This window comes from Aeromonas sp. 602396 (genome assembly GCF_049173735.1).
Taxonomy (GTDB): Bacteria; Pseudomonadota; Gammaproteobacteria; order Enterobacterales; family Aeromonadaceae; genus Aeromonas; species Aeromonas veronii_A.
This window is the reverse complement of record NZ_JAAKSD010000002.1, coordinates 313,645-336,133: the sequence shown is the minus strand read 5'-3', so window position 1 is coordinate 336,133 and position 22,489 is coordinate 313,645. Positions and strand designations below refer to the sequence as shown.

The following is a 22,489-nucleotide window of genomic DNA, read 5'->3' as shown; positions in this document are numbered from 1 at the left end:
TGCCCATGTCACTGGAAACTGCCCCGCCCGAGGTAAAACTCGCGGTGGATCTTATCGAACTGCTGGAGACCAATGAGCTGGCCCCCGAGCTGGTGCTGGCGGCGCTGGCCATCGTAAAAAATGACTACGAGCGCAAGCTGGCGGAGGGGAAGGATCACTGATCCCTCCCCGCACTTTTTCCGCCTTATCTTTCCGACGCCAGTTTTTCCCCACAGAAGTTTTTCCCCCACATAGCCACTCACTGCGGCCCCATCACCTCGTCACAGAGGGCGATTAGGGCCGCACTCAAGCGGGTGAGCGGCTCGCTCCCGCTTCCCCCGGCATGGAGCGCCAGCTCCACCGGCGCCACCTTGGGCCACTGGGTCAGGGCCAGCTGATCGGCGGGCATCAGCCGTTTGGGCAGCAAGCTCACCCCGATCCCCGCGCTCACCGCCCCCTGCAAACTGGCGAGGCTGGCGCTGACATAGGCGATACGCCAACGCCGCCCCAGACCATCGAGCGCCTCGGTCATCTGGCGCCGATAGAGCCCTTCGCTCGGGAACACCACCAGCGGCAGCGGATCCCGTTCCCGGGCGGGCCAGTCGCGGCTGTCGACCCACACCAGCGGCTCACGCCAGCTGGCGAGCGGCGAGCCCTGTCCACGCACCTGCTTGACCAGCGCCAGATCCAGCTCTCCCGCCTCGAAGCGCTGCCAGATCTCGTGGCTCAGGCCGCTCTCCACCTCCAGCCGCACCTCGGGGTAATCGCGGGCAAAGGCGGCCAGTACCGGGGTGATGGCACCGGCGGCGAAATCCTCCGGCACCCCGAGGCTGAGCGCCACGCTCCCTTCCGTCACTTGTTCTTCGGCCTGCGCCAGCAGCGCCAGAATGCGGCGGGCCAGCCCCAGCAATTTTTCCCCCTCCGCCGTCGCCACCACCCTTCGGCCAGCGCGATCGAGCAGCGGGCAGCCGAGCTGCTGCTCAAGGCGGCGGATCTGCTGGCTGATGGTGGATTGGTTCAGATGAACCCGTTCACCGGCGCGGGTAAAACTGCCGGTGTCGATAATGGCGACAAAACTGCGCAGCAACAGGGGATCCAGCATGGGGCACTCCATTTACAAAACCACTGAAACTCATTCTATCATTTAATTTCCAAATGACTTTTTTCGCCGCTAGGCTGGCATTTGTTCTGTCAAATCAGGGTTTTTCATCATGTCACAGCCTCTTGTAGCGTCTACCCCTCTTCGCTCGCTCACCCCATCAACCTCACTCCAGACTCACCGACAATGGCTGGAGCAGGCGGTGCAACTGGCCAGAGCAAATCACCGGCAGGGCGGTCGCCCCTTCGCCGCCCTGCTGGTGCGCGATGACCAGCTGGTGGCGAGCGCGGTCAACGGCATTCATCTGGATGGCGATCCCACCCGTCACGCCGAGCTGGAGGCGCTGCGCAAGGCAAGCCAGAGCGCGCCGCTCGCGGGCAGCATCGTCTATGCCAGCGGTCACCCCTGCCCCATGTGCCTCGGCGCGCTGGTGATGAACGGTATAGCCGCCGTCTATTACGCCTTTGATAACGCCGATGCGGCCCCGTTCGGCTTTGACAGCACTGCCGCCTATCAAACGCTGGGACTGCCGCTGGCACCGCCACCTCTGCCGCTGGTCAAACTGGCCGTCAGCATTACGGCCGCCGAACTCTATGGCCCCCAATTGCAACAACCCCAGCAAGCAGAGCCTGAACATGAATAAGAGGACAAGCAAACTCCCGGCAGAGGCGCGCCGCCAGCAGTTTGCCCTGCTGGTGCTGGTGATCCTGACTGGCCTGAATCTGCGCCCCTTTCTTACCGCCATCGGCCCGCTGAGCGGCGAGATTGGCCGCGCCCTGTCGCTGGGGATGGACACCCTCGCCTGGCTTACCCTGCTGCCGCTCTGGCTCATCGGGATTGGCGTGCTGCTCACTCCCAGCCTGCGTCGGCGCGCCAGTGCGTGCCAACTATTGGGGGCGGCCCTGCTGCTGCTCGGCATTGGCAGCGCCATGCGCTTCGATGCCCAGAGCGGCGCCCTGCTGATCGCCAGCGCGGCGCTTTGTGGATTGGGGTCAGCACTGGTGCAGGGGGTACTGCCCGCCCTTATCAAGCAGGCCTTCGCCCACAAGGTGCCGCTGGTGATGGGGATCTTCTCTGCCTGCATGATGGGGGGCGGGGCGCTGGGGGCCAGCCTCACCCCAAGGCTGGCGGCGAGCCTCGACTGGTCGCGGGCGCTGGCGCTCTGGAGCCTGCCGGTGCTGCTGGCCCTCGTCTGGCTAAGGTGGAAAGTGCGTCTGCCACGGGCCGCCGCGGTCGCCATTCTCCACGGCGAACAGCGGCTGATCACCCTGCCCCGCAGCTGGTTGCTGATCATCTGCTTTGGCATCATCAACAGTGGCTACGGCATCGTGGTAGCCTGGCTGGCCCCCGCCTATATGGCGCAAGGGTGGAGCGCCGCACAGGCGGGTGAGCTGGTCGCCTGGTTGGCACTAGCGCAGACCGCCAGCGGCCTCGGCTTGCCGCTGCTGGCGGCACGCAAGATGGACCGGCGGCCGTGGATGGGCCTTGCCATCGCCATGCAGCTGGCGGGATTTGCCGGCCTCTGGCTGGCGCCAGCCAGTGCCCCCATTCTCTGGTGCATGCTGTGCGGTGCCGGTCTTGGCGGCAGTTTTTCGCTTATCATGGTGATTGCGCTCGATCACCAGCCAGACCCGCGCCGCGCGGGCACCCTGAGCGCCCTGATGCAGGGGTTTGGCTTTATGCTGGCGGCCACCGGCCCCTGGGTGGCGGCGCGGCTCTATCACTATGTGGGCGACTTCGCTGCCGCCTGGCAGTGGCAACTGGGGGGCCTGCTGCTGATGAGCCTGCTAGTACTGCGCCTCGACCCGCGCCACTACCCCCGCGTCATGCGGTTACCGACCGCCAGCGAGCCGACCATCTCGGCGCCCCTCCCAACCAGCTCTGCTGCCCAAAGCAACACACCGGCCTGAGGCCGGTGTGTTGGAGATAACCGTGTTGAGGATCACAAGACGAGGCTGACGCCACTCAGAGGGACAACTCAGCGCCCCTTCTTCTGCCGTCCGGTGTTAGCGGTGCGCGGCTTGCCAGCGGCCGGTTTGCCACCCTTGGGTGCCCCTTTGCCAGCACTGCCCTTGTTGGCGGCACCTTTGCCCGCGCCACCCTTGCCCACCGGCAGCTTCTTCTCGAAGGCTTCCGGGCCCGGCACATTGGGACGCCCGCCAATCTCGTGATCGTCATCGCGGCGCGGCTTCTTGCCCTGCCCCGGCTTGGCGCTTTTCGCCGCAGGGGCCTTGGCCGCCTTGGGTTTGTCGCCTTTGGCCGGTTTCACCTCGGAGGAGGAGTCCTCAATCAGCTTGAACAGATCGATCAGCTCGTCGTCGGTGAGATCGCGCCACTCGCCCACTGGCAGCCCCTTGAGGCTGACGTTCATGATGCGGATGCGCTCCAGCTTGGTCACTTCAAAACCGAAGTGCTCGCACATCCGGCGGATCTGGCGATTCAGCCCCTGCACCAGGGTGATGCGAAAGACAAACGGTGCCTCTTTCTTCACCTTGCACTTCTTGGTCACAGTACCAAGGATCGGCACTCCGGCCGCCATGCCGCGCACAAACTCGTCGGTCACCGGCTTGTCAACGGTCACCAGATACTCTTTCTCGTGATCGTTGCCCGCCCGCAGGATCTTGTTGACCAGATCGCCGTGGTTGGTGAGGAAAATCAGCCCCTGCGAATCCTTGTCGAGCCGCCCGATGGGGAAGACCCGGGTGCTGTGGTTGACGAAATCGACGATGTTGTCCTTCTCGCCCGCCTCTGTGGTACTGACGATGCCCACCGGCTTGTTGAGGGCGATCAGCACCAGACTGTCCGCCTCGCGCGGCTCGATCACCTGACCGTTCACCTTGACCAGATCGCCAACCTGCACTTGATCGCCAATCCCGGCGCGCTTGCCGTTGATAAAGACATGGCCCTGCTCGATAAAGCGGTCGGCCTCGCGGCGCGAGCAGATACCGCTCTCGCTGATGTATTTGTTCAGGCGCATGGATTCGTTAGCCAGCATGGGTCACCTGCCACAGGGTCTGGGCCACGCCCGGTTGTGCCATCGCCTGTTCCGGCTGCGCCGGGGAGGCTGTCTGCTGCATCAGCCAATTCACTACGTCAAAGTTCTGCATACCATTCCATCTTCAAAAAAGGCCAATGCCAGCTTATCCATCAAAAAACGCCGCTACAGTAGCATAATTGCCCCCTTTCAGGGGCAGATAGTTGCAAGTTCGCAGCACCCAAGCGGGCATCTGCGGATAAGTTCACGCCGCCAGATGGCCCGCGATGCAACCTTCGAACGGCCAGCCTGATGCCAACGGCGGGATCAGGCGCCCACAGCCAGCGCGGACGAACGCCATCAACTATACATATCACCTTGTTTCCATTAGGCTTTAAGCCGGTTGGCAGCACCCAATGTGCTGCGCCAAACTTGCCCGCCCAGAGGCGGCCCCCCCTATCGCCAAGGATTGCACCATGCTGGCTCACACTCGCCGCCTTGTTCGCCGTGCTCTGCTAACCCTGTTGCTGCTGTTGCTGCTGTTGCTGACCGCGTGGGCGGTGATCGCCTACTTCGCCTGGCAGGCAGCGCCGCTGCAGCTGTGGCACACAGTGGTGCCCCCCGAACTCAGCGCCGATGAGCTCGATCGCAGCGACTGGCAAGCCTATCTGGCCCGCGAAGCAGAGCTGTTCGAGATGGTGGCCACCGAGGTAGTCGCCAAGACGCCGCCGGAGCAGCAACTGGCCAGCAATCGCTACTATCAGGACGCCCCCATCAATCCCGCCCGCTTTCAGCAAAACTGGAACCGCTCCTACCTGCTGCGCCCCGAGGGGGAAGTAAAAGGGGTGGCGGTGCTGCTGCACGGCCTGACCGACTCCCCCTACAGCCTGCGCCATCTGGCCAGTCGCTATCAGCAGCAGGGCTTTATCGCGCTGGGGCTGAGGATCCCCGGCCACGGCACCGTGCCCGCTGGCCTCGTGGATGTGGATTGGGAGACCTGGCTGGCCGCTACCCGACTGGCGGTGCGGGAGGCCAGATTGCTGGTACCGGGCAAGCGGCAGCTGCATCTGGTGGGCTTTTCCAACGGTGGCGCGCTGGCGGTGAAATATGCGCTCGATGCGCTGGCCGACCCGAGCGGTGCGCTGGCAAAACCGGATCGGCTGGTGCTGATCTCCCCGATGATCGGGGTGACCCGCTTTGCCCGCTTCGCCGGGCTCAAGGCTGTGCCTGCCCTGCTGCCCGCCTTTGCCAACGCCGCCTGGCTCGACACCATGCCGGAGTTCAACCCGTTCAAATACAACTCGTTCCCGGTCAACGGCGCGCGCCAGTCCTATCGCCTGACCCACGCCATCCAGCAGCAGGTACGCCAGCTGGCCGCCAGTGGCGAGCTGGCGGCGTTTCCCCCCGCCCTCACCTTCCAGTCGGTGATGGACTACACCGTCAGCACCCGCTCTATCATTGCCGATCTCTACCACTACCTGCCGGCCAACGGCAGCGAACTGGTGCTGTTTGATATCAACCGCAGCACTCTGTTTGGCCCGCTGATGAGCTCGGCCTCCGAGCTGGCGCTGCACCGCTTGCTGCCAAACGCCCCCGGGCACTATCGCCTCACCGTGGTGGGCAATGTCGACCCCGCCTCCCCCGCAACCCAGGCCAGAACGCTGGCCAGCGCCGATCAGCCTGAGCAGCTCCGCCCGCTGGGCATCGACTATCCCAAGGAGATCTACTCCCTCTCCCATGTGGCGCTCCCCTTCCCGATGGACGACCCCCTCTATGGCATGGCAGCGCGCCCGGAGCAGCGGAAGCAATACGGCATCAACCTCGGCGGTCTGGCCCTGCGTGGCGAGCGCGGCGTGCTGATCGTCAACCCCGGCGCCCTCACCCGCACCTCCTCCAACCCCTTCTACCCCTATCTGCAGCAGCGGGTGATGGAGACCCTCACCGCCCCTCCCGTGGCCCCGTCTGCTGCCGTACCCCCTGCCAGCAGCGGTCAACCTGATGCGGCCTATCAGGCAGAAGTGGAGCAGTTTTTACAGGAGAGCGACGAGAGCAGCGCGCCTTTCTAGGGCGTCTCTGCCACATCGGCCAAGCGGCCGACGTGCTTGGCTCGATAGCGATACGAGAAAGGAGCCGTCAAGTGACGGCCCCTTTCTATTGATGATGGCAATGGGAGTGATGGCTTGGTGGGCTCAGGGATAGATGCTGACCTCAATCAGGTTCTGGTCAGGGTCGAGGAAGTAGATTGATTCTATCGGCCCGCAGGCGCCGCTTTTGGTCACCGGCCCCTCGACAATCTCCACCCCGTGGCAGGCAAGCTGGGCCATCACCTGCTCCAGCGGCCAGCGGGTGATAAGGCAGACATCCCCCGACCCCACCTGCGCCCGATTGCGCGGCTCCTGCCCCAGCAGTTGCAGATTGATCTTCTGGTTGCCAAACCCTACCGCCCGGCGCCCGGCACCGAAGGTGATGGCCTCCATATTGAGCACCGAACTGTAAAACGCCACGGCCCGTTCGATATCACTGACCGTCAATACCAGATGGTCGATATGGCTGATCATGGTTACCTCCTGGTGGTGATCTGGCTGATGTGACCGGCATATGCCCGCAAGCATCCGACTGCTGCCGCCACGGCGGGCAACCCCATCATACCCGGCAAGGGGAAGCCCATGTGTGCCTTGGCGCGCAAAGAGGGCGCAAATGATGATGTAATTTTTAAGGGGTGTTCAGTTGGGCGTTGCAGTGGCTGCTGTTGTCACGTTCGGCTAACTCTTCACTGGCATTAATGCTTCTGGAGTCATCACAATAAGCGGGATGGCCAGCGCCTGACTCAACCGCTCCGCCAGTTCGTAGGCAGGGCCGATGGTGTCGTAGTCTGCCACACAGGTTGCCAAGGCACAGCCGTTGCTCTCTTCGACTCGCAGGTAAACGCTATAGCCTTGAACGGTCAGACCGCTGTCACGCACCACCTGTATCTCACCTTCCTGATTGATGGCCTCCAGTTCAACCGCTACCGGTTTCTTGAACATCTGTACTCCTCAGTCACTGCAGATAGTGGCAGTAATAAAGCCCAGCATGGGGTAAGAAAAAAATGCTGCCACATCTTGAATCTGTGAGCCACGTGAAAAAATTAATAATACGGGCTCCATAACCAAACATGCCACCGATAATAACATGCTGATTTAGATGAAAAAAATGATATTATCTCTTTCTTCTATAGACAATGTTCGAGGCTCGTGCGTGATGCAACAATGCGGTATTTATGAACAGCTCATTACTCAACTGCTGACATCTCGACTCGACCGCGAGCGCTTTTACGTAGGGGAACGCCAACTTGAACCTGCCGAAGCGGCAGTTTGGTTATCCAGATTTCTGAGCCGGGTTTTGGAATATGCGGTGGGCTCGGTAACTGGAGAGGATCAGTTGCAACGGCAGATCGAGCTGGCTAACCAGTTATTGCTTTGGCTAAAGGATCGCACCCAAGACCCAGACTTTATTGGCGAGAACCTCATCGATAGTCAGGGGAAAATTCTGACCGCGCTTTACCAGTTGGATAACCCCATCTCCGCCAATTTAAAGCAATATGCCGAGGATATTTTCCCTCTGACAGGTCTCACTCAGAGCGAACTGTTTTGTGGCAGCAATGCGGGTTTGTCGATGGAATCGGAGATTAAACGGGAGATATTATCGGCAGATAGCATCTGCTGGCTGGTCTCATTTATCAAATGGGCAGGTATTCGTATTTTCCGTCATGAGCTGGAAGAGTTCACTCGCAGCGGCCGCCAATTAAAAGTAATTACTACCTCTTATATGGGGGCGACCGACGCCAAGGCAGTTGAATTTTTAGCCAGCCTCCCAAATACCGAAGTCAAACTCAGCTATAACACCCAGCGCGAGCGGTTGCATGCCAAAAGTTATCTATTTTGCCGAAATACCGGCTTTCATACCGGCTATATAGGTTCCTCCAATCTCTCTCACTCTGCCCTCACTAGCGGCTTGGAGTGGAACCTAAAAATCACCTCGCAAGAGATCCCGCATATTATCGAGAAATCCCTGAGTACCTTTGAAACCTATTGGGAATCCGATGATTTTGAACTGTTTGATGGCAAGCTCGAAAGCCGTACAAAATTGCAGCATGCACTGCAAGAGGCCCGTGGGGATGGGGACAAAAATGGTCCTGCCTATTTCTTTGATATCACGCCGTTTCCCCATCAACTGGAGATCCTTGAACAATTGGCGATGGAGCGCGCTTTACACCAGCGCTTCCGTAACTTGGTGGTTGCGGCCACCGGTACAGGGAAAACCCTGATCTCCGCTTTTGATTTTGCGCGTTTTCTGAAAACCAAACCCGACGCCAAGTTTCTGTTTGTCGCCCACAAAGAGGAGATCTTGCGCCAAGCATTGGCCTCATACCGCGGAGTGCTCAAGCAATCCAATTTTGGCGAACTCTTAGTCGGCGGCGCCGTGCCAACCCACTACCGTCAGCTATTTGCCTCGGTGCAATCCTTGAATAACCAGCTGGCTAATTTACGTCTTAGCCCAGACTATTTCGATTACATCGTCATCGATGAGGTTCACCATATTGCGGCGGCCAGTTATCGCGGTCTGCTCGCCGCCTTTGAACCTCACATTCTGTTGGGATTAACCGCAACGCCAGAGCGCCATGATGGCAGTGATATTCTTGCCGACTTTTGTGGTGTCATCGCAGCAGAGATACGCTTGCCCGAGGCTATCAATCGTCGCCATCTCTGTCCGTTCCAATATTTTGGTATCGATGATGATACTGACTTGCGCCAAGTGGCTTGGAAAAATGGCCGTTATGACATCACTGAGCTCACCAATATCTATACCCACAATCAGCAGCGGGTACAGAAAATCGTCCAGAGCCTCAATGAGATCGTCACGGATATTACCAAGATCAAAGCACTGGCATTTTGTGTGAGCCGTGAACATGCCGATTTTATGCGCAAGTCCTTTTTATTGAAGGGCATCAAGGCTGATATTCTCACCAGCGATAACCGAGAAGAACGGTATAGCAAACAACAAGATTTGCGTACCGGCGTTATCAATATTCTCTGCGTGGTGGATATCTTCAACGAAGGGGTTGATATCCCAGAAGTCGATACCTTGCTGTTTTTACGACCAACGGAAAGCCTCACCATCTTTTTACAGCAATTAGGGCGGGGCCTGCGGCTGGCGAGCGATAAAGAGTGCTGCACCGTGTTGGACTTTGTTGGCAATGCCCGTGCTGAGTATGACTTTGCCCAGAAATTCCGGGCTCTGGTGGGTAAAACCAATAAGGCGATCAGCCACGAGATCAAACAGGGCTTCCCTCACGCCCCATTGGGTTGCCGCATCGAGCTCTCAAAACAGACCCAAGAGTTCATTCTGAGCAATATCAAGAGGGCGACCCTCAATACCTCGCGCCTCATGGGCCTGATCCGCCGTTTCTCACAAGATTGCGATTTACCGCTGACGCTGGCGAATTTTTTGAAGTTCTACCCTCATATCAGCCTTGAGGAGATCTACAAGCGCGGCAATTGGAGCGCCTTGGTCAAACAGGCTAGCAACCATACCATTTCTGAAATAAGTGATGAGAAGTTGTCGACTCTCTACACCCGGGCCATCAAAACCCGGCTATTGGGCTGCGATGCGCTCCATTACTTGAACTTCTTACAAACCTTGGTGGCAGACGCCTTTACCTTAACGGCCGAGCACGATGCACGCATGGCCTTGATGTGCCATTACGACTTCTGGCAACAAAGCGGCCCCACTGCTGGCTTTAGCTCCTTGGCGCACAGCCTGAAACAACTCAATCAACCTGAATTAAGGGCCGAGCTGGCAGATCTGTTGCCCATGCTGATCAACCGGGTGCAACACGAACAAAGCGCCATGCCAAACCTTCCCGGTAATCCGCTGCAACTGCATGCTCGCTATGCCAGAGAGCAGGTGCTGGTTGGCTTTGGCGCGACCACCTTCGCCCACCAACCCACGGCTCGTGAAGGGGTCTATCTCATCGCAGAGCAAAATATCGAGTTGCTGTTCGTGACCTTGAACAAAACGGAACAGCACTTCTCCCCCACTACCCGTTATCACGACTACGCCATCAACGAGTCGCTGTTTCATTGGCAGAGCCAAAACAGCGCTCGCCCAGAACGGGGTAAGGGGCTGAGTTACATCAACCACAGAGCAGAAGGTAAGCGCTTGTTTTTGTTCGTCCGCGAGCAGAGCAAAGATGAATTTGGCCGCACCCTTGGCTTTGTGAACTTTGGTGAGGTGGAGTACGTATCCCACACTGGCAGCCAACCGATGAACATTAAATGGCGTCTCACTACTCCGATGCCGCCATTTATGTGGAAAGAGGCCGCCAAACTGGCTGTTGGTTAGTAAGGCTTCTTACCCGGTGGGGATATGGTGCAAAACCCACCGGATTCTCGCCCAAAACCCCGGCTAAATTATCCAGTTGCATAATAACCATGCGGCCTTGCGGTTGTTTAACTGGCCCTAACGTCAGATAATACCGCCCGCCTTCAAACCCCGATAACCCGACTTTCAGTGACGGTAATTGATGACTGAGTACCTGCTTTTATTGATCGGCACCGTGCTGGTTAACAACTTCGTGCTGGTGAAATTCCTCGGCCTCTGCCCCTTTATGGGGGTCTCCGGCAAGCTGGAAACCGCCATCGGCATGGGGCTGGCGACCACCTTCGTGATGACTCTCGCCAGTGCCAGCTCCTATCTGGTGGAGCACTATATCCTGCTGCCGCTGGATATCGCCTATCTGCGCACCCTTGCCTTTATTCTGGTGATCGCCGTGGTGGTGCAGTTTACCGAGATGGTGGTGCGCAAGAGCAGCCCGACCCTCTATCGCCTGCTGGGGATCTTCCTGCCCCTCATCACCACCAACTGTGCGGTGCTCGGGGTGGCGCTGCTCAGCATCAATGAGCGACACGACTTTATCCAGAGCGTGATCTACGGCTTTGGCGCCGCCACCGGCTTCTCGCTGGTGTTGATCCTGTTTGCCGCCATGCGCGAGCGTCTGGTCGCCGCCGATGTGCCCGCGCCGTTTCGCGGGGTGTCGATTGCCATGATCACCGCCGGTCTGATGTCGCTGGCCTTTATGGGCTTTACCGGCCTTATCAAGATATAACCATGATCCATATTCTCTTTGCCATTCTGGTGCTCACCCTGCTGGCGCTGGCGTTCGGGATTATCCTGGGCTTTGCCGCCGTCAAGTTTCATGTGGAAGCAGACCCCATCGTCGACCAGCTCGATGCCCTGCTGCCCCAGACCCAGTGTGGCCAGTGCGGCTATCCCGGCTGCAAACCCTACGCCGAGGCGCTCGCCAACGGCGATCAGATCAACAAGTGCGTACCCGGTGGCGAGGCCACCATGCGCAAGATTGCCGATCTGATGGGGGTAGAGCCCCAACCGCTGGGGGGCAGTGACGAGGCCGCCGTGCCGGTCAAAAAGGTTGCCTTTATCCACGAAGATCAGTGCATCGGCTGCACCAAGTGCATTCAGGCCTGCCCGGTGGATGCCATCGTCGGCGCCACCAAGGCGATGCATACCGTGATTGCCAACGAGTGCACCGGTTGCGATCTCTGTGTCGATCCCTGCCCGACCGACTGCATCGAGATGATCCCGTTGCCCACCACGGTCGATAACTGGAAGTGGGATCTCAATAACGTGCATGTTCCGGGCAAGATTCCGGTCAAGATAGTGGAATAAACAGCGGAGCAACCATGCATTCCTTACTCGAACGTATCAAAGCCGGCACGCTCTGGGACTTTCACGGTGGCATTCACCCCGCCGACAACAAGCTGCAATCAAGCCAGAGCCTGGTGGTAGACGCCGGTCTGCCGCCGCGCCTCATCATTCCGCTGCGCCAGCACGCAGGCCCCGCCGGCGATCTGCTGGTGCAGGTGGGCGACAAGGTCAAAAAAGGGCAGCCGCTGACCCGTTATGCCAAGGGGCGGGTCGTCCCCGTCCATGCCTCTACCTCCGGCACCATCACCGAGATTGGCAACCACACGGTTGCCCACCCCTCCGGGCTCGGCGATCTCTGTGTCATTCTCACCCCCGATGGCGAAGATGAGTGGGGCGAGCGCAATGGCAAAGCCGATTACTGGAATCTGGAGCGGGGCGAGCTGCTCGAACGCATCCAGCAAGCAGGGGTGGCAGGCCTTGGCGGCGCCGTGTTCCCGACCCACAGCAAACTCGACGGCCGCGGCCAGCTCACCGAGATCCTGATCGTCAACGGGCTGGAGTGCGAACCCTATATCACCACCGACGATCGGTTGATGCAGCAGTACGCCGACGAGATCATGGATGGCATCCGGGTGCTCAAGCACCTGCTCAAACCGAAACTCACCCTGATCGGGGTAGAAGACAACAAGCCCGAGGCGATCGAGCAGCTGACCCGCTACGCCACCGATGAAGATGTGCTGGTCAAGACGGTGCCGACCAAGTACCCCTCGGGCGGTGCCAAGCAGACCATCGAACTGCTCACCGGACGTCAGGTGCCCAAAGGCGGCCGCGCGGTCGATATCGGCATCATGGTGCTCAACGTCGCCACCGTGTTTGCCATCAAGCGCGCCATTATCGACGGCGAACCGCTGATCGAGCGGATCGTCACCCTCACCGGCGACAGCTTCAAGAAACCCGGCAACGCCTGGGTGCGCCTGGGTACGCCGGTGCGCTGGCTGTTGCAGCGTTTCGAGCTGCAACCGGAAGCGGAGCAGCGGGTGATCATGGGAGGCCCCATGATGGGCTTTACCCTACCCCACGCCATGGTGCCTGTGGTCAAGGCTACCAACTGCCTGCTGGCGCCGACGCAGGCCGAGCTGCCCGCCCCCGGCCCGGAGCAGCCCTGCATCCGTTGCAGCGCCTGTGCCGATGCCTGCCCGGCCACCCTGCTGCCGCAAGAGCTCTACTGGTACAGCCGGGCCAAGGAGTATGACAAGGCCGAAAAGCTCAACCTGATGGACTGCATCGAGTGCGGCGCCTGTGCCTGGGTCTGCCCGAGCGAGATCCCGCTGGTGCAATACTACAAGATCGCCAAAGACGACATTCGCGAAGCCCGTGCCGAGGCCGAAAAAGCCGAGCGCGCCAAGCAGCGTTTCGAGGCCAAGCAGGCCCGTTTCGAGCGTGAGAAAGCAGCCCGCGAAGCGCGCCACGCCGAAGCCGCCGCCCAGCGCCGTCAAACCATGACGACCGCAGGCGGCGAAGATCCGGTAGCCGCCGCACTGGCCCGTATCAAGGCCAAGCAGGATGCCCCCATCACTGCCATTGCCGCCACCGCCGAGGGCTTGCCCGACAACAGCGCCGTGATTGCCGCCCGCGAAGCCCGCAAACGGGAAGCGGAAGCGCGCCGCGCCGCCAAGCTGGCAGAGAGCGCAAACAGCGAAACAGCCGCTGCGGCGCAACCCGCCGAGGCGGTTGACCCCGCCAGCGATCCAAAGAAAGCAGCCATCGCCGCCGCACTGGCGCGCGCCAAGGCCAAGAAAGCCGCTCAGGCTGGCGATAGCGCCGAGCCTGTGGCTGCCGAAGCCGTTGCTGCGCCTGCGGTAGATGCTGATCAGCAAAAAGCAGAGGTTGATCCGAAAAAGGCAGCAATTGCCGCCGCCATTGCCCGTGCCAAAGCCAAAAAGGCCGAGGCCAGTGGCGAGCCGGTAAGCGCAGCCAACAGCGCAACAACCGACGCTGACACCCAAAGCGATGCACCCGCAGATCCCAAGAAAGCTGCAATTGCTGCTGCCATCGCTCGTGCCAAGGCCAAAAAGCTGGCGCAGCAGGGCGACAGCGCTGAGGGCAACCTGACCGCAAATGCTGGCACCAGCGAATCCGCTGCAACCCAAAGTGATGCGCCATCTGCTGTCAGCGAAGCGGTTGATCCCAAGAAGGCAGCTATCGCCGCTGCCATTGCCCGTGCCAAGGCCAAAAAGCTGGCCCAGCAGGGCGAAAGTGCCGGTGCTGAGGGTACGCAAGGTGAGCTATCAGCAAGCGCGGAGACCCTTGACGTGGCGCTAGCCAAGAGCGAAGTAACCACCAGCCACAGCGATACGGCTGCAAGTGAAGCGGTCGATCCCAAGAAGGCCGCTATCGCCGCAGCCATCGCCCGGGCCAAGGCCAAAAAGCTGGCCCAGCAGAGCGAGCGTATCAGTGCAGAGGTAGAGAGTGCCGGTACTCAGGTAGATAGAGCCGGAGCTGAGGGTGAGCGCGCACCGGCCGAGCCGATGCAAAGCGATGCGGCCAGCAGTGAGCAACCACTTGCCGTAGCAGAGACTCCTGAAGCGAGTGCTCCAGCGGTTGACGCCCCGGTTGATCCGAAAAAAGCGGCCATTGCAGCCGCCGTGGCCCGCGCCAAGGCGAAGAAGCTGGCGGCCGAGGCAGCCAGAGCCGCCGGGACCGCCGCTGAAGATGCCCCGTCAGCCGACCGAACAACCACAAGGTAATCGACAGACTCATGTTCAATATTGCGACTGCGCCGTTTGCCCATAACCGCAAACAGACCCGAACCCTGATGCTGCTGGTGATCCTGGCCTGTGTGCCGGGCTTGCTGGCCCAGACCTGGTTCTTCGGCTGGGGCTCCTTTATCCAGATCCTGCTGGCGCTGGTCACTGCGCTGCTGTGCGAGGCGCTGGTGCTCAAGCTCCGTGGCCGCGCCATCAAGCCTGCCCTGATGGATGGCAGTGCGGCGCTCACCGCCGTGCTGATTGGTCTCTCCCTGCCGCCGCTGCTGCCGTGGTGGATGCTGGTGGTGGGCACGGCCTTTGCCATCATTGTTGCCAAACACCTTTACGGCGGACTGGGTCAGAACCTGTTCAACCCGGCCATGGTCGCCTATGTGCTGCTGCTGGTCTCCTTCCCGGTGCAGATGACCAGCTGGCTGCCGCCGGAGAGCGTGCGCGCCTACAGCCTCGGCTTTGGTGATGCGGCGTCGGTCATCTTCACCGGCTTTAGTCTCGACGGCTACAGCATGGCCCAGCTCAAGCAGGGGGTGGATGGTCTCACCATGGCGACTCCCCTCGATACCCTGAAAACCGGCCTGACTCAGGGGCTCACCACCGGCGAGATCCTGAGCGGCCCGCTGTTTGAGGGTTGGGGCGGCATCGGCTGGAGCTGGGTCAACCTCGGCTATCTGCTGGGCGGCCTGTTCCTGCTGCAGCAGAAGGTGATCAACTGGCGCATTCCGACCGCGATTCTCGGTGCCCTGCTGGCGGCCTCCACCATCGGCTATCTGGTGAGCCCGGATGCGACTGCCACGCCCATGTTCCATCTCTTTAGCGGCGCCACCATGCTGGGGGCCTTCTTTATCGCCACCGATCCGGTCAGCGCCTGCACCACACCGCGCGGCCGACTGGTCTATGGCGTGCTGATCGGGGTGCTGGTCTACATCATTCGCCGCTTTGGCGGCTATCCGGATGCGTTCGCCTTCGCCGTGCTGCTGGCCAACCTTTGCGTACCCTTTATTGACAGCCTGACTCGCCCGAAAGTGTATGGAGCCCGTCGCCAATGATGTTTCTGCCCTCTTTCCCCATCACAGCTGACGGAGCCCGGACATGTTAAAGAGCATGCGCAAGAACGGCCTTATTCTGGCGATGTTCGCGCTCGGCTGTACCGCGCTGGTGGTACTGACCAACGAGTTGACCAAGGATAAAATCGCCCACCAGCAGCAGCTGGAGAAACAGCAGACCCTCTCGGTATTGCTGCCGGAGGGGAGCTATGACAACGATCTGGTGGCCAGCTGCAAGCAGGTGACCAGCAGGAAGTATCTCGGCAGCGATCAGCCGCAAGCCCTCTATACCGCCAGCAAAAATGGCGTGGTGACCGGCTATGCGCTGGAGGCGATCGCACCGGATGGCTACAGCGGGGCGATCCGCATCGTGGCGGGCTTTGATGCCAAGGGCACAATCACCGCCGTGCGAGTGCTCGCTCACAACGAGACCCCGGGTCTCGGTGACAAGATCGAGCTGAAGAAATCGGACTGGATCAACAGCTTTGCCGGAAAATTCCTGACCCATGACAACGAGCCCCAGTGGGCGGTGAAGAAGGATGGCGGCGAGTTCGATGCCTTTACCGGCGCCACCATCACCCCGCGAGCCGTGGTCAAGGCGGTGAAGAACCTGCTGAAACTGCAGCAGGAGCAACCCGAACTGCTCAGCAACGCCCCGGCTTGTCCGGCGGCGAACTAACGGAGTCGAGCCATCATGAACCAGATGGAACAGATTGAAACGGGCGCAACCCCGATTGCCGAGCTGGAAAGCCGCAAGGGCGAGCTCAAGGAGCTGATGAGTCAGGGGCTGTGGAAGAACAACCCCTCGCTGGTGCAGGTGCTGGGGCTCTGCCCGACCCTCGCCGTCTCCTCCACCTTTACCAATGCGCTGGGGCTGGGCCTTGCCACCATGGCGGTGCTGGTCTGCTCCAACCTCGCCGTCTCGCTGGTGCGCAACTGGGTGCCGAAGGATATTCGCATCCCGGTCTATGTGATGATCATCGCCTCGCTGGTGACCAGCGTGCAATTGCTGATGAACGCCTACACCTACGGCCTCTATCAGGCGCTCGGCATCTTTATCGCCCTCATCGTCACCAACTGCGTCATCATCGGCCGCGCCGAGGCCTATGCCTCCAAGAACCCGCCGCTGCTGGCGGCCCTCGATGGCCTGATGATGGGCCTTGGCTTTACTCTGGTGCTGCTGGTACTGGGCGGCATGCGCGAGATCATCGGCATGGGCACCCTGTTTGATGGCGCCGAGCTGCTGCTGGGCGAGTGGGCCAAATCCCTGCGCATCGAGCTGTTCCACGCCGATGCCAGCCTGCTGCTGGCAATTTTACCGCCGGGCGGCTTTATCGGGCTGGGACTGCTGATCGCCGCCAAGAACGCCATCAACGACTGGCGGGACCGCAAACAAGCAGCCACAGTGGCCCACTGCAACGTTGCCCCGGCCCGCGTCCGGGCGACCGAGCTATGATCGGACGCAAGCCATGAACAACCAGAAACGCAGAGAGATCCTCGAGCGGCTGCGGGCAAACAACCCCCACCCCACCACAGAGCTCAACTTCAACTCGCCGTTTGAACTCCTGATCGCCGTGCTGCTCTCGGCGCAGGCGACCGATGTCAGCGTCAACAAGGCGACCGACAAGCTCTATCCGGTGGCCAACACCCCGCAAGCGATGCTGGATCTCGGGGTGGACGGGCTCAAGGAGTACATCAAGACCATTGGCCTCTTCAACACCAAGGCCGAGAACGTCATCAAGACCTGCGCCATCTTGCTGGAGCGCCACGGAGGCGAGGTGCCGGAGAACCGCGAAGCGCTGGAAGCCCTGCCGGGCGTCGGTCGCAAGACCGCCAACGTGGTGCTCAACACCGCCTTTGGCTGGCCCACCATCGCCGTCGATACCCATATCTTCCGGGTATCGAACCGCACTGGCTTTGCGGTAGGCAAGAACGTGGATCAGGTGGAGGAGAAGCTGCTTAAAGTGGTGCCCGCCGAGTTCAAGCTGGATGTCCACCACTGGCTGATCCTGCACGGGCGTTACACCTGTCTGGCTCGCAAGCCCCGTTGTGGTTCCTGTATCATCGAGGACTTGTGCGAGTACAAAGAGAAGGTCTATCCAGAGAGCTGAATGACTGGGCGCTACAACCGTCCTACCTGTCTCGCTCGCAAACATCCGCTGCAGTGGTTCCTGTATCATCGAGGACCTCTGCGAGTACAAAGAGAAGGTCTATCCAGAAAGCTGATAGCCTCGCAACCGAGATTGAAAGCAGTACACATCACCAACCCGGAGAACTGAGCAATGAGAATTCTGCATACCATGCTGCGTGTCGGCGATCTGCAACGCTCCATCGACTTCTACACCCGTGTCCTTGGCATGAAGCTGCTGCGCAAGAGCGAGAACAGCGAGTACAAGTACACCCTGGCCTTCGTCGGCTACGGTGACGAGAAGGATGAAGCGGTGATCGAGCTGACCTACAACTGGGGGGTGAGCGAGTACGAACTGGGCTCTGCTTACGGCCACATCGCGCTGGAAGCGGACGACATCTATGCCACTTGCGACGCCCTGCGCGCCGCCGGTGCCAAGATCACCCGCGAGCCGGGCCCGGTTAAAGGCGGCACTACCGTGATCGCCTTCGTCGAAGATCCGGACGGTTACAAGATTGAACTGATCGCCAAGAAAGATGCCGGTACTGGCCTCGGTGACAGCTTCTAAGCTGCCCGATTCCGCTGCCGAATGGCAGGATCAAAAAAGAGCGCAGATGCGCTCTTTTTTATGCCTCTTTGCCGGGGACAGCGCTAGATCTCGCCATTGCGCCCCATGCTGATCACCACCCGCCGGTTCTTGGCACGTCCCTGTTCGGTTTCGTTGGAGGCAACGTGCTGCTTCTCACCATGCCCCTCCACCGAGATCTTGCCGGGCTCGATCCCCAAATCGACAAACACCTTCTTGATGGCATCGGCCCGCTTCTCGGAGAGTTTCAGGTTCGGCCAGCGGCCGCCATAGCTATCGCTGTAAGCATCGATCACCACTACGTCGATACTCTTGTCCGCCTTGATAAACTCGCTGATCATCGCCAGCCGCCGCTTGGAGGGGATGGAGAGCTGATCGCTGTTTTTGTCGTAGGTGAGCACGCTAAAGGCGATGTCATTGAAGCTGTAGGGCAAGAGCCCACTCAGACAGTCGATAAAGGCCTGATATTTCACCCGAAAGTTAACCGACGAGAGGGACACTCGCACCGCGCGGTTCTGGCGATACCAGTCCCGATACTGGAAGGTCGGCATCCGCCCCCCCTCCAGCTCGTCGAGCATGGTCCAGGCGGTTTGCCCCTCCACCAGCCCATCGAACTGCTGATAGAAACGCAGTTGACTCACTTCTCGCCCGGCTATTCCCGGGCGCCATACCGGCGGCATGATGCCAAGACTCACCGTCTGGGTCTGGGCCTGCGGCCGCTTGCCCTTGAGCTCAAAGTCGAGGTTGATCTTGCGACCGGCACGACTGACAAAAGCCCCCGTTCCCCAGTTGGGAATAGGATGCTCGAGGCGACACTCAATCTGGGTATCGGAGGTCAAACGCCAGACGGATTGATCCAGACCGGCACCAAATTCGGTGACCCCAGCCTGTAACTGCATACTCACGGATATGCTGACCAACCCCAACACCCAAGCGTTCAATTGCTTGTCCTCCACACGATCTCACAAGGGGTATCGGCCAGGGAGGGACAAGCTTTAGCGCAAATGGATCAGTGGGGAGAGGCTCTCTCCAGCAACTTGAAGCTGGCAATTCGTCCAGCCAGCTCCCGTGCCAACTGATCCAGTTCGACACTATTCTGCTGCAGGGTGACCGAGTGCTGGCGATGGGCCTCGTACACTTCGCGGATGGTCATTACGTTGTGCTGGATATCGTCCGTTACGTAGCGCTGCTGCTCGGTTGCGGTAGCCACCTGCGCCGTCATGTCACTCACCTTGCGCACCTCATTGACGATGTCGGTCAGCTCGTGACCCGCCCGCTGCGCTTCACTGACACTGAGGCCCGCCTGCTCGCTGCCCGACTGCATGGCCACCACCGCCTGAAGGGCTCCAGCCCGCAAACGGGAGAGCATCTGTTCGATATCATCTGCCGCCTGCTGGGTACGGGCAGCCAGTGAACGAACCTCATCGGCGACCACGGCAAAGCCGCGCCCCGACTCACCGGCACGGGCTGCCTCAATGGCGGCATTGAGGGCCAACAGATTGGTGCGATCGGAGATCTGCTTGATGAGGTTGAGTGCCTCGACGGCGGACTCGGTATCCTGATGCAGGTTGTTGACCAACAGCCGGGTCTCGTCGAGGGTGCCAGCCACCTGCTCGATGGCGGCGATAGTCTGATCCACCTCCTTGTCCCCCTGCCGGGCACGGCCAATGGCCTGCTGGGTCGCCAGTGAGGTCTGGGTCGCATTGCGAGCAATTTCGGCCACCGTCGAAGCCATTTCCGTTGCGGCGGTGGCAACCAGTTCAACCTGACCGACGCCACGCACCACACCTTCATTCACTTCGGCAATCACCTCGCTGGAGTTGCTGGCACTACGGGTCAATATCTCACAGGAGCGGCGCACCTCCAGCAACAAGCCTTCCAGATGCTGCAGAAAGTGGTTGAGATCCCGCGCCAATGCCCCAAGCTCGTCACCCGATTGCCAGTTGACCCTCACCGTCAGATCATTGTCATTGACGAGCCGTGAAAAGGTGCGATGCAGAGCGACGAAGCCCAGATGCACATCCCGCAGCACCTTCCAACTGATGAGGGTAGTCAACAGCAGGCAGCACAGAACCGCCATAGCCCCCCACCAGAAGTTGCGCTGACTCTCTCCCTGCATCTGCTCAACCCGTTCGAACAACTGCTGGAAGAGCTGATCTTCGCCCTGTTTGAGCTGGTCGATCTTCTCGGTGCTCACGGCAAACCAGCGCTCCGGATCGACGCCAAAGCTCCCCTCGGTCATCTTGCCCAGGGCGAGCTGCTCATATTTCGCGACCTCTGCCATCACCGGACTCTTCTCAATTTGCTCAAGCAGGCGTCGCTGCGGCTCGCTTGCCACGGCGCGAAAACGCTCCAGATAGCTCTGCTGGGCAGCGAGCAGGGACATAAATTGCTGCAAGGTAGCCGGGGTGAAACTCCCTTTGGCAAAGACATTGCTGAGGGTCGCCCGCTCCATCCCCATACGCTCCTTGTTTTGCAAAAATGCGGCGTAGGCATTGGTCTGCAAGGCAATAGCGGCATCCTGGCTACGCAGACTAATCTCATCCACGACCTTGAGCAGAGAAGCAATCAACTGGCTATAAAAGGCGACCTGACGCGGGGCCTCTATGGCCAGTTTGTCCACCTGATTGCGGATCCCCATCAACTCGCGCAAAGCCAGATCCACCTGCTCGTGGGCAACCCCCCTCTCCAACCCCTGAAAGCGATGAATGGCTTCATCAACCTGTTGCCGCTGACGTGGCAGGGCATCTGCAAATTTGCGCCCTTCAGAGCCGATAAACCCCGCCGACATGCCACGCTCCTTTTGCAGCTCGTGCACCAACTGGGCGCTGCGTTCGACCACAGCCAGCTGCTGCAGGGCTTGCGTCATCTCATGGGTCACCCGATATCTGTCGTATGCGTAGTGGCTGGCGAAAAACAGCAGCGCCAATAACGGCAGGCAAATTGCCAGCAACATCTTGCCGGCCAATCCGAGTCTGTTCATCCCGCACTCCTGTCATTTTTATCAACGCGTTGATTATATCCGGCCTGCTCGCTTATGCCGCTGACGACATCTGCCATTGGCCAGAACCATGAGCTGCATCAACCATTTTCTGTAGATGGCCACGCAGCACCCCATAGCCCAGCCCAATGGTCAGGTCGAGACAGCCAGAGAGAAACTCGCTACAGTAGATCAGGGCGACAGGAGGTCGCTTGTTTGGGGAATCCAGCCATGAAACACCCGCTCTGCCCGCTTTACCGTCTGGGTTGCGCCCTCTTCGCGGCGACCCTGCCCATGGCGTCACTCGCGGCCAGTAACAACCTTGACGATCAGGAGGAAGACTGGGCGCAAAAACGGGCCAATGCGGTGATCTCGCTGATGACTTTCAGCGTGGTGCCGGACATCACCGCCAGCAACCTGGACATCGGCAGCAGCACTGGCCAATCTTCTGCGCTCAACATGGGGCAACTGGGAGGCGGCGCAACCCTGAGCGAAGCCGTGCCCATCTATCTGGAGGGGGCGCTGGGCTACAGCCGCTACGACCCCCAGTTTGTGATAAGCAATGGTACCGAGAGTCGCACCATACCGACCAAGTGGAATAGCCTGACCGCTTCGGGCGGGATCGGCTGGGATGTCACCCTTCACAAAGATCCGCGTGGCGGCCACTGGGTGCTGCGCCCCATAGCCAACGTCTCGCTCGGTACCATGGCCAGCGACCTGCGGATCGGCAACTGGCTGCTGGATCGTACCAAGGGCTACTCGCTGGACTTTCTCGATGGGGGTCAGCTCAATATGTACGGGCTGGGTGGCTCGCTGATGCTCGATTACGAACTCTTTTCACCGGCCCAGGACATAGATGCCGAACTGCGCTACTCCTATCAGCACCTGCAGAGCTTTGGCGGCACCTCGACCAGCGTCCGTGGTCACGCCGAGGCGGAGAACCTCGGCCTCTATCTGCGCCGCCGCGCCCCGCTGTTCCACTGGACCCTGCTCGACAGACCGGTGCGCTATGTACTGGAGGGGGCTCATACCGCATATCTGGGGGAGCAACGGGGGTTGCTTGGCTTTGACTCCCTCAACTCCATCGGCGCCGGTCTGGAGCTGGACAGCAGCAAGTACGACATCATTGTCACCCGTACCCGGCTGGTTGCCCGCTACATGTTCAGCCACAACACCAGCGGTTATTCCATCGGGCTGGCCATGAGCTTCTAACCCGGGCTGCCAGAGG

General features: G+C 60.1%; 21 protein-coding genes. 14 read left to right on the top strand and 7 right to left on the bottom strand.

From position 1 onward, the window contains the following. Positions 1 to 5: 5 nt before the first annotated feature. Positions 6 to 161 carry a pleiotropic regulatory protein RsmS gene (gene rsmS, locus G5229_RS05125; protein ID WP_005337582.1) on the top strand — a complete coding sequence of 52 codons (156 nt, stop codon included), beginning with the start codon at positions 6 to 8 and terminating at the stop codon, positions 159 to 161. A gap of 77 nt (positions 162 to 238) precedes the next feature. Here the strand turns inward: rsmS and G5229_RS05120 are convergent, their stop codons facing one another. Continuing rightward, entirely contained in the window at positions 239 to 1,081 is an 843-nt protein-coding gene (locus G5229_RS05120; protein ID WP_421208724.1) for a LysR family transcriptional regulator, read from the bottom strand. Between the two features lie 109 nt (positions 1,082 to 1,190). On the opposite strand from G5229_RS05120, the gene G5229_RS05115 reads away from it, so the two are divergent. Both G5229_RS05115 and G5229_RS05110 read left to right on the top strand, forming a co-directional pair. Continuing rightward, the gene (locus G5229_RS05115; protein ID WP_421208723.1) at positions 1,191 to 1,721 is read left to right on the top strand and encodes a nucleoside deaminase; all 531 of its coding nucleotides are present in this window, start codon (positions 1,191 to 1,193) and stop codon (positions 1,719 to 1,721) included. After that, positions 1,714 to 2,988, top strand: coding sequence for a cyanate transporter (locus tag G5229_RS05110; protein ID WP_421208722.1), 1,275 nt, complete (start codon positions 1,714 to 1,716; stop codon positions 2,986 to 2,988). The genes G5229_RS05115 and G5229_RS05110 overlap by 8 nt, the downstream gene beginning before the upstream one ends. A gap of 68 nt (positions 2,989 to 3,056) precedes the next feature. Here G5229_RS05110 and rluF read toward each other — a convergent pair whose 3' ends face one another. Both rluF and G5229_RS05100 read right to left on the bottom strand, forming a co-directional pair. Beyond that, positions 3,057 to 4,073: a 23S rRNA pseudouridine(2604) synthase RluF gene (gene rluF / locus G5229_RS05105; RefSeq protein WP_421208721.1), complete on the bottom strand. Its 1,017-nt coding sequence runs from the start codon at positions 4,071 to 4,073 to the stop codon at positions 3,057 to 3,059. After that, a complete protein-coding gene (locus tag G5229_RS05100; protein WP_265177348.1) occupies positions 4,063 to 4,185 on the bottom strand; it encodes a hypothetical protein in 123 nt (40 codons plus the stop codon). Before G5229_RS05100 ends, rluF begins: the two co-directional genes overlap by 11 nt. Positions 4,186 to 4,528: 343 nt before the next feature. On the opposite strand from G5229_RS05100, the gene G5229_RS05095 reads away from it, so the two are divergent. Next, positions 4,529 to 6,118, top strand: coding sequence for an alpha/beta hydrolase (locus G5229_RS05095; RefSeq protein WP_421208720.1), 1,590 nt, complete (start codon positions 4,529 to 4,531; stop codon positions 6,116 to 6,118). Positions 6,119 to 6,241: 123 nt separating this feature from the next. Here the strand turns inward: G5229_RS05095 and G5229_RS05090 are convergent, their stop codons facing one another. Continuing rightward, positions 6,242 to 6,610 carry a VOC family protein gene (locus G5229_RS05090; RefSeq protein WP_005337594.1) on the bottom strand — a complete coding sequence of 123 codons (369 nt, stop codon included), beginning with the start codon at positions 6,608 to 6,610 and terminating at the stop codon, positions 6,242 to 6,244. Positions 6,611 to 6,814: 204 nt separating this feature from the next. Further along, positions 6,815 to 7,078, bottom strand: a complete 264-nt coding sequence (locus tag G5229_RS05085) for a hypothetical protein (RefSeq protein ID WP_042056561.1) — start codon at positions 7,076 to 7,078, stop codon at positions 6,815 to 6,817. Positions 7,079 to 7,292: 214 nt separating this feature from the next. Here G5229_RS05085 and G5229_RS05080 point away from each other — a divergent pair, with 214 nt between their 5' ends. The 9 genes from G5229_RS05080 (at position 7,293) to gloA (ending at position 18,263) form a co-directional block, all read left to right on the top strand. Then, the gene (locus G5229_RS05080; protein WP_421208756.1) at positions 7,293 to 10,436 is read left to right on the top strand and encodes a DUF3427 domain-containing protein; all 3,144 of its coding nucleotides are present in this window, start codon (positions 7,293 to 7,295) and stop codon (positions 10,434 to 10,436) included. 181 nt (positions 10,437 to 10,617) lie between these two features. After that, a complete protein-coding gene (rsxA, locus tag G5229_RS05075) occupies positions 10,618 to 11,199 on the top strand; it encodes an electron transport complex subunit RsxA (RefSeq protein WP_005337600.1) in 582 nt (193 codons plus the stop codon). 2 nt (positions 11,200 to 11,201) lie between these two features. Next, positions 11,202 to 11,780 carry an electron transport complex subunit RsxB gene (rsxB, locus tag G5229_RS05070; protein ID WP_101315266.1) on the top strand — a complete coding sequence of 193 codons (579 nt, stop codon included), beginning with the start codon at positions 11,202 to 11,204 and terminating at the stop codon, positions 11,778 to 11,780. A gap of 14 nt (positions 11,781 to 11,794) precedes the next feature. Next, positions 11,795 to 14,506, top strand: coding sequence for an electron transport complex subunit RsxC (gene rsxC, locus G5229_RS05065; RefSeq protein ID WP_421208719.1), 2,712 nt, complete (start codon positions 11,795 to 11,797; stop codon positions 14,504 to 14,506). A gap of 11 nt (positions 14,507 to 14,517) precedes the next feature. Continuing rightward, on the top strand, positions 14,518 to 15,570 hold the full coding sequence (rsxD, locus tag G5229_RS05060) for an electron transport complex subunit RsxD (RefSeq protein WP_005337606.1): 1,053 nt from the start codon (positions 14,518 to 14,520) through the stop codon (positions 15,568 to 15,570). A gap of 43 nt (positions 15,571 to 15,613) precedes the next feature. Further along, the gene (rsxG, locus tag G5229_RS05055) at positions 15,614 to 16,246 is read left to right on the top strand and encodes an electron transport complex subunit RsxG (RefSeq protein ID WP_005359614.1); all 633 of its coding nucleotides are present in this window, start codon (positions 15,614 to 15,616) and stop codon (positions 16,244 to 16,246) included. 15 nt (positions 16,247 to 16,261) lie between these two features. Beyond that, positions 16,262 to 17,023, top strand: coding sequence for an electron transport complex subunit E (locus tag G5229_RS05050; RefSeq protein ID WP_005350792.1), 762 nt, complete (start codon positions 16,262 to 16,264; stop codon positions 17,021 to 17,023). Between the two features lie 13 nt (positions 17,024 to 17,036). Beyond that, positions 17,037 to 17,678, top strand: coding sequence for an endonuclease III (gene nth / locus G5229_RS05045; protein ID WP_005350790.1), 642 nt, complete (start codon positions 17,037 to 17,039; stop codon positions 17,676 to 17,678). A 171-nt stretch (positions 17,679 to 17,849) separates the two neighbouring features. Beyond that, positions 17,850 to 18,263: a lactoylglutathione lyase gene (gene gloA, locus G5229_RS05040; RefSeq protein WP_005347113.1), complete on the top strand. Its 414-nt coding sequence runs from the start codon at positions 17,850 to 17,852 to the stop codon at positions 18,261 to 18,263. 83 nt (positions 18,264 to 18,346) lie between these two features. On the opposite strand, the gene G5229_RS05035 is transcribed toward gloA, so the two are convergent. Together G5229_RS05035 and G5229_RS05030 are read right to left on the bottom strand one after the other, a co-directional pair. Beyond that, complete coding sequence (locus G5229_RS05035; protein ID WP_216951135.1) at positions 18,347 to 19,222, bottom strand: flagellar protein MotY; 876 nt, start codon at positions 19,220 to 19,222, stop codon at positions 18,347 to 18,349. 68 nt (positions 19,223 to 19,290) lie between these two features. Then, positions 19,291 to 21,264, bottom strand: coding sequence for a methyl-accepting chemotaxis protein (locus G5229_RS05030; RefSeq protein ID WP_216953276.1), 1,974 nt, complete (start codon positions 21,262 to 21,264; stop codon positions 19,291 to 19,293). Positions 21,265 to 21,555: 291 nt separating this feature from the next. Here G5229_RS05030 and G5229_RS05025 point away from each other — a divergent pair, with 291 nt between their 5' ends. After that, a complete protein-coding gene (locus G5229_RS05025; protein WP_227343024.1) occupies positions 21,556 to 22,473 on the top strand; it encodes an autotransporter domain-containing protein in 918 nt (305 codons plus the stop codon). Positions 22,474 to 22,489: the final 16 nt, after the last annotated feature.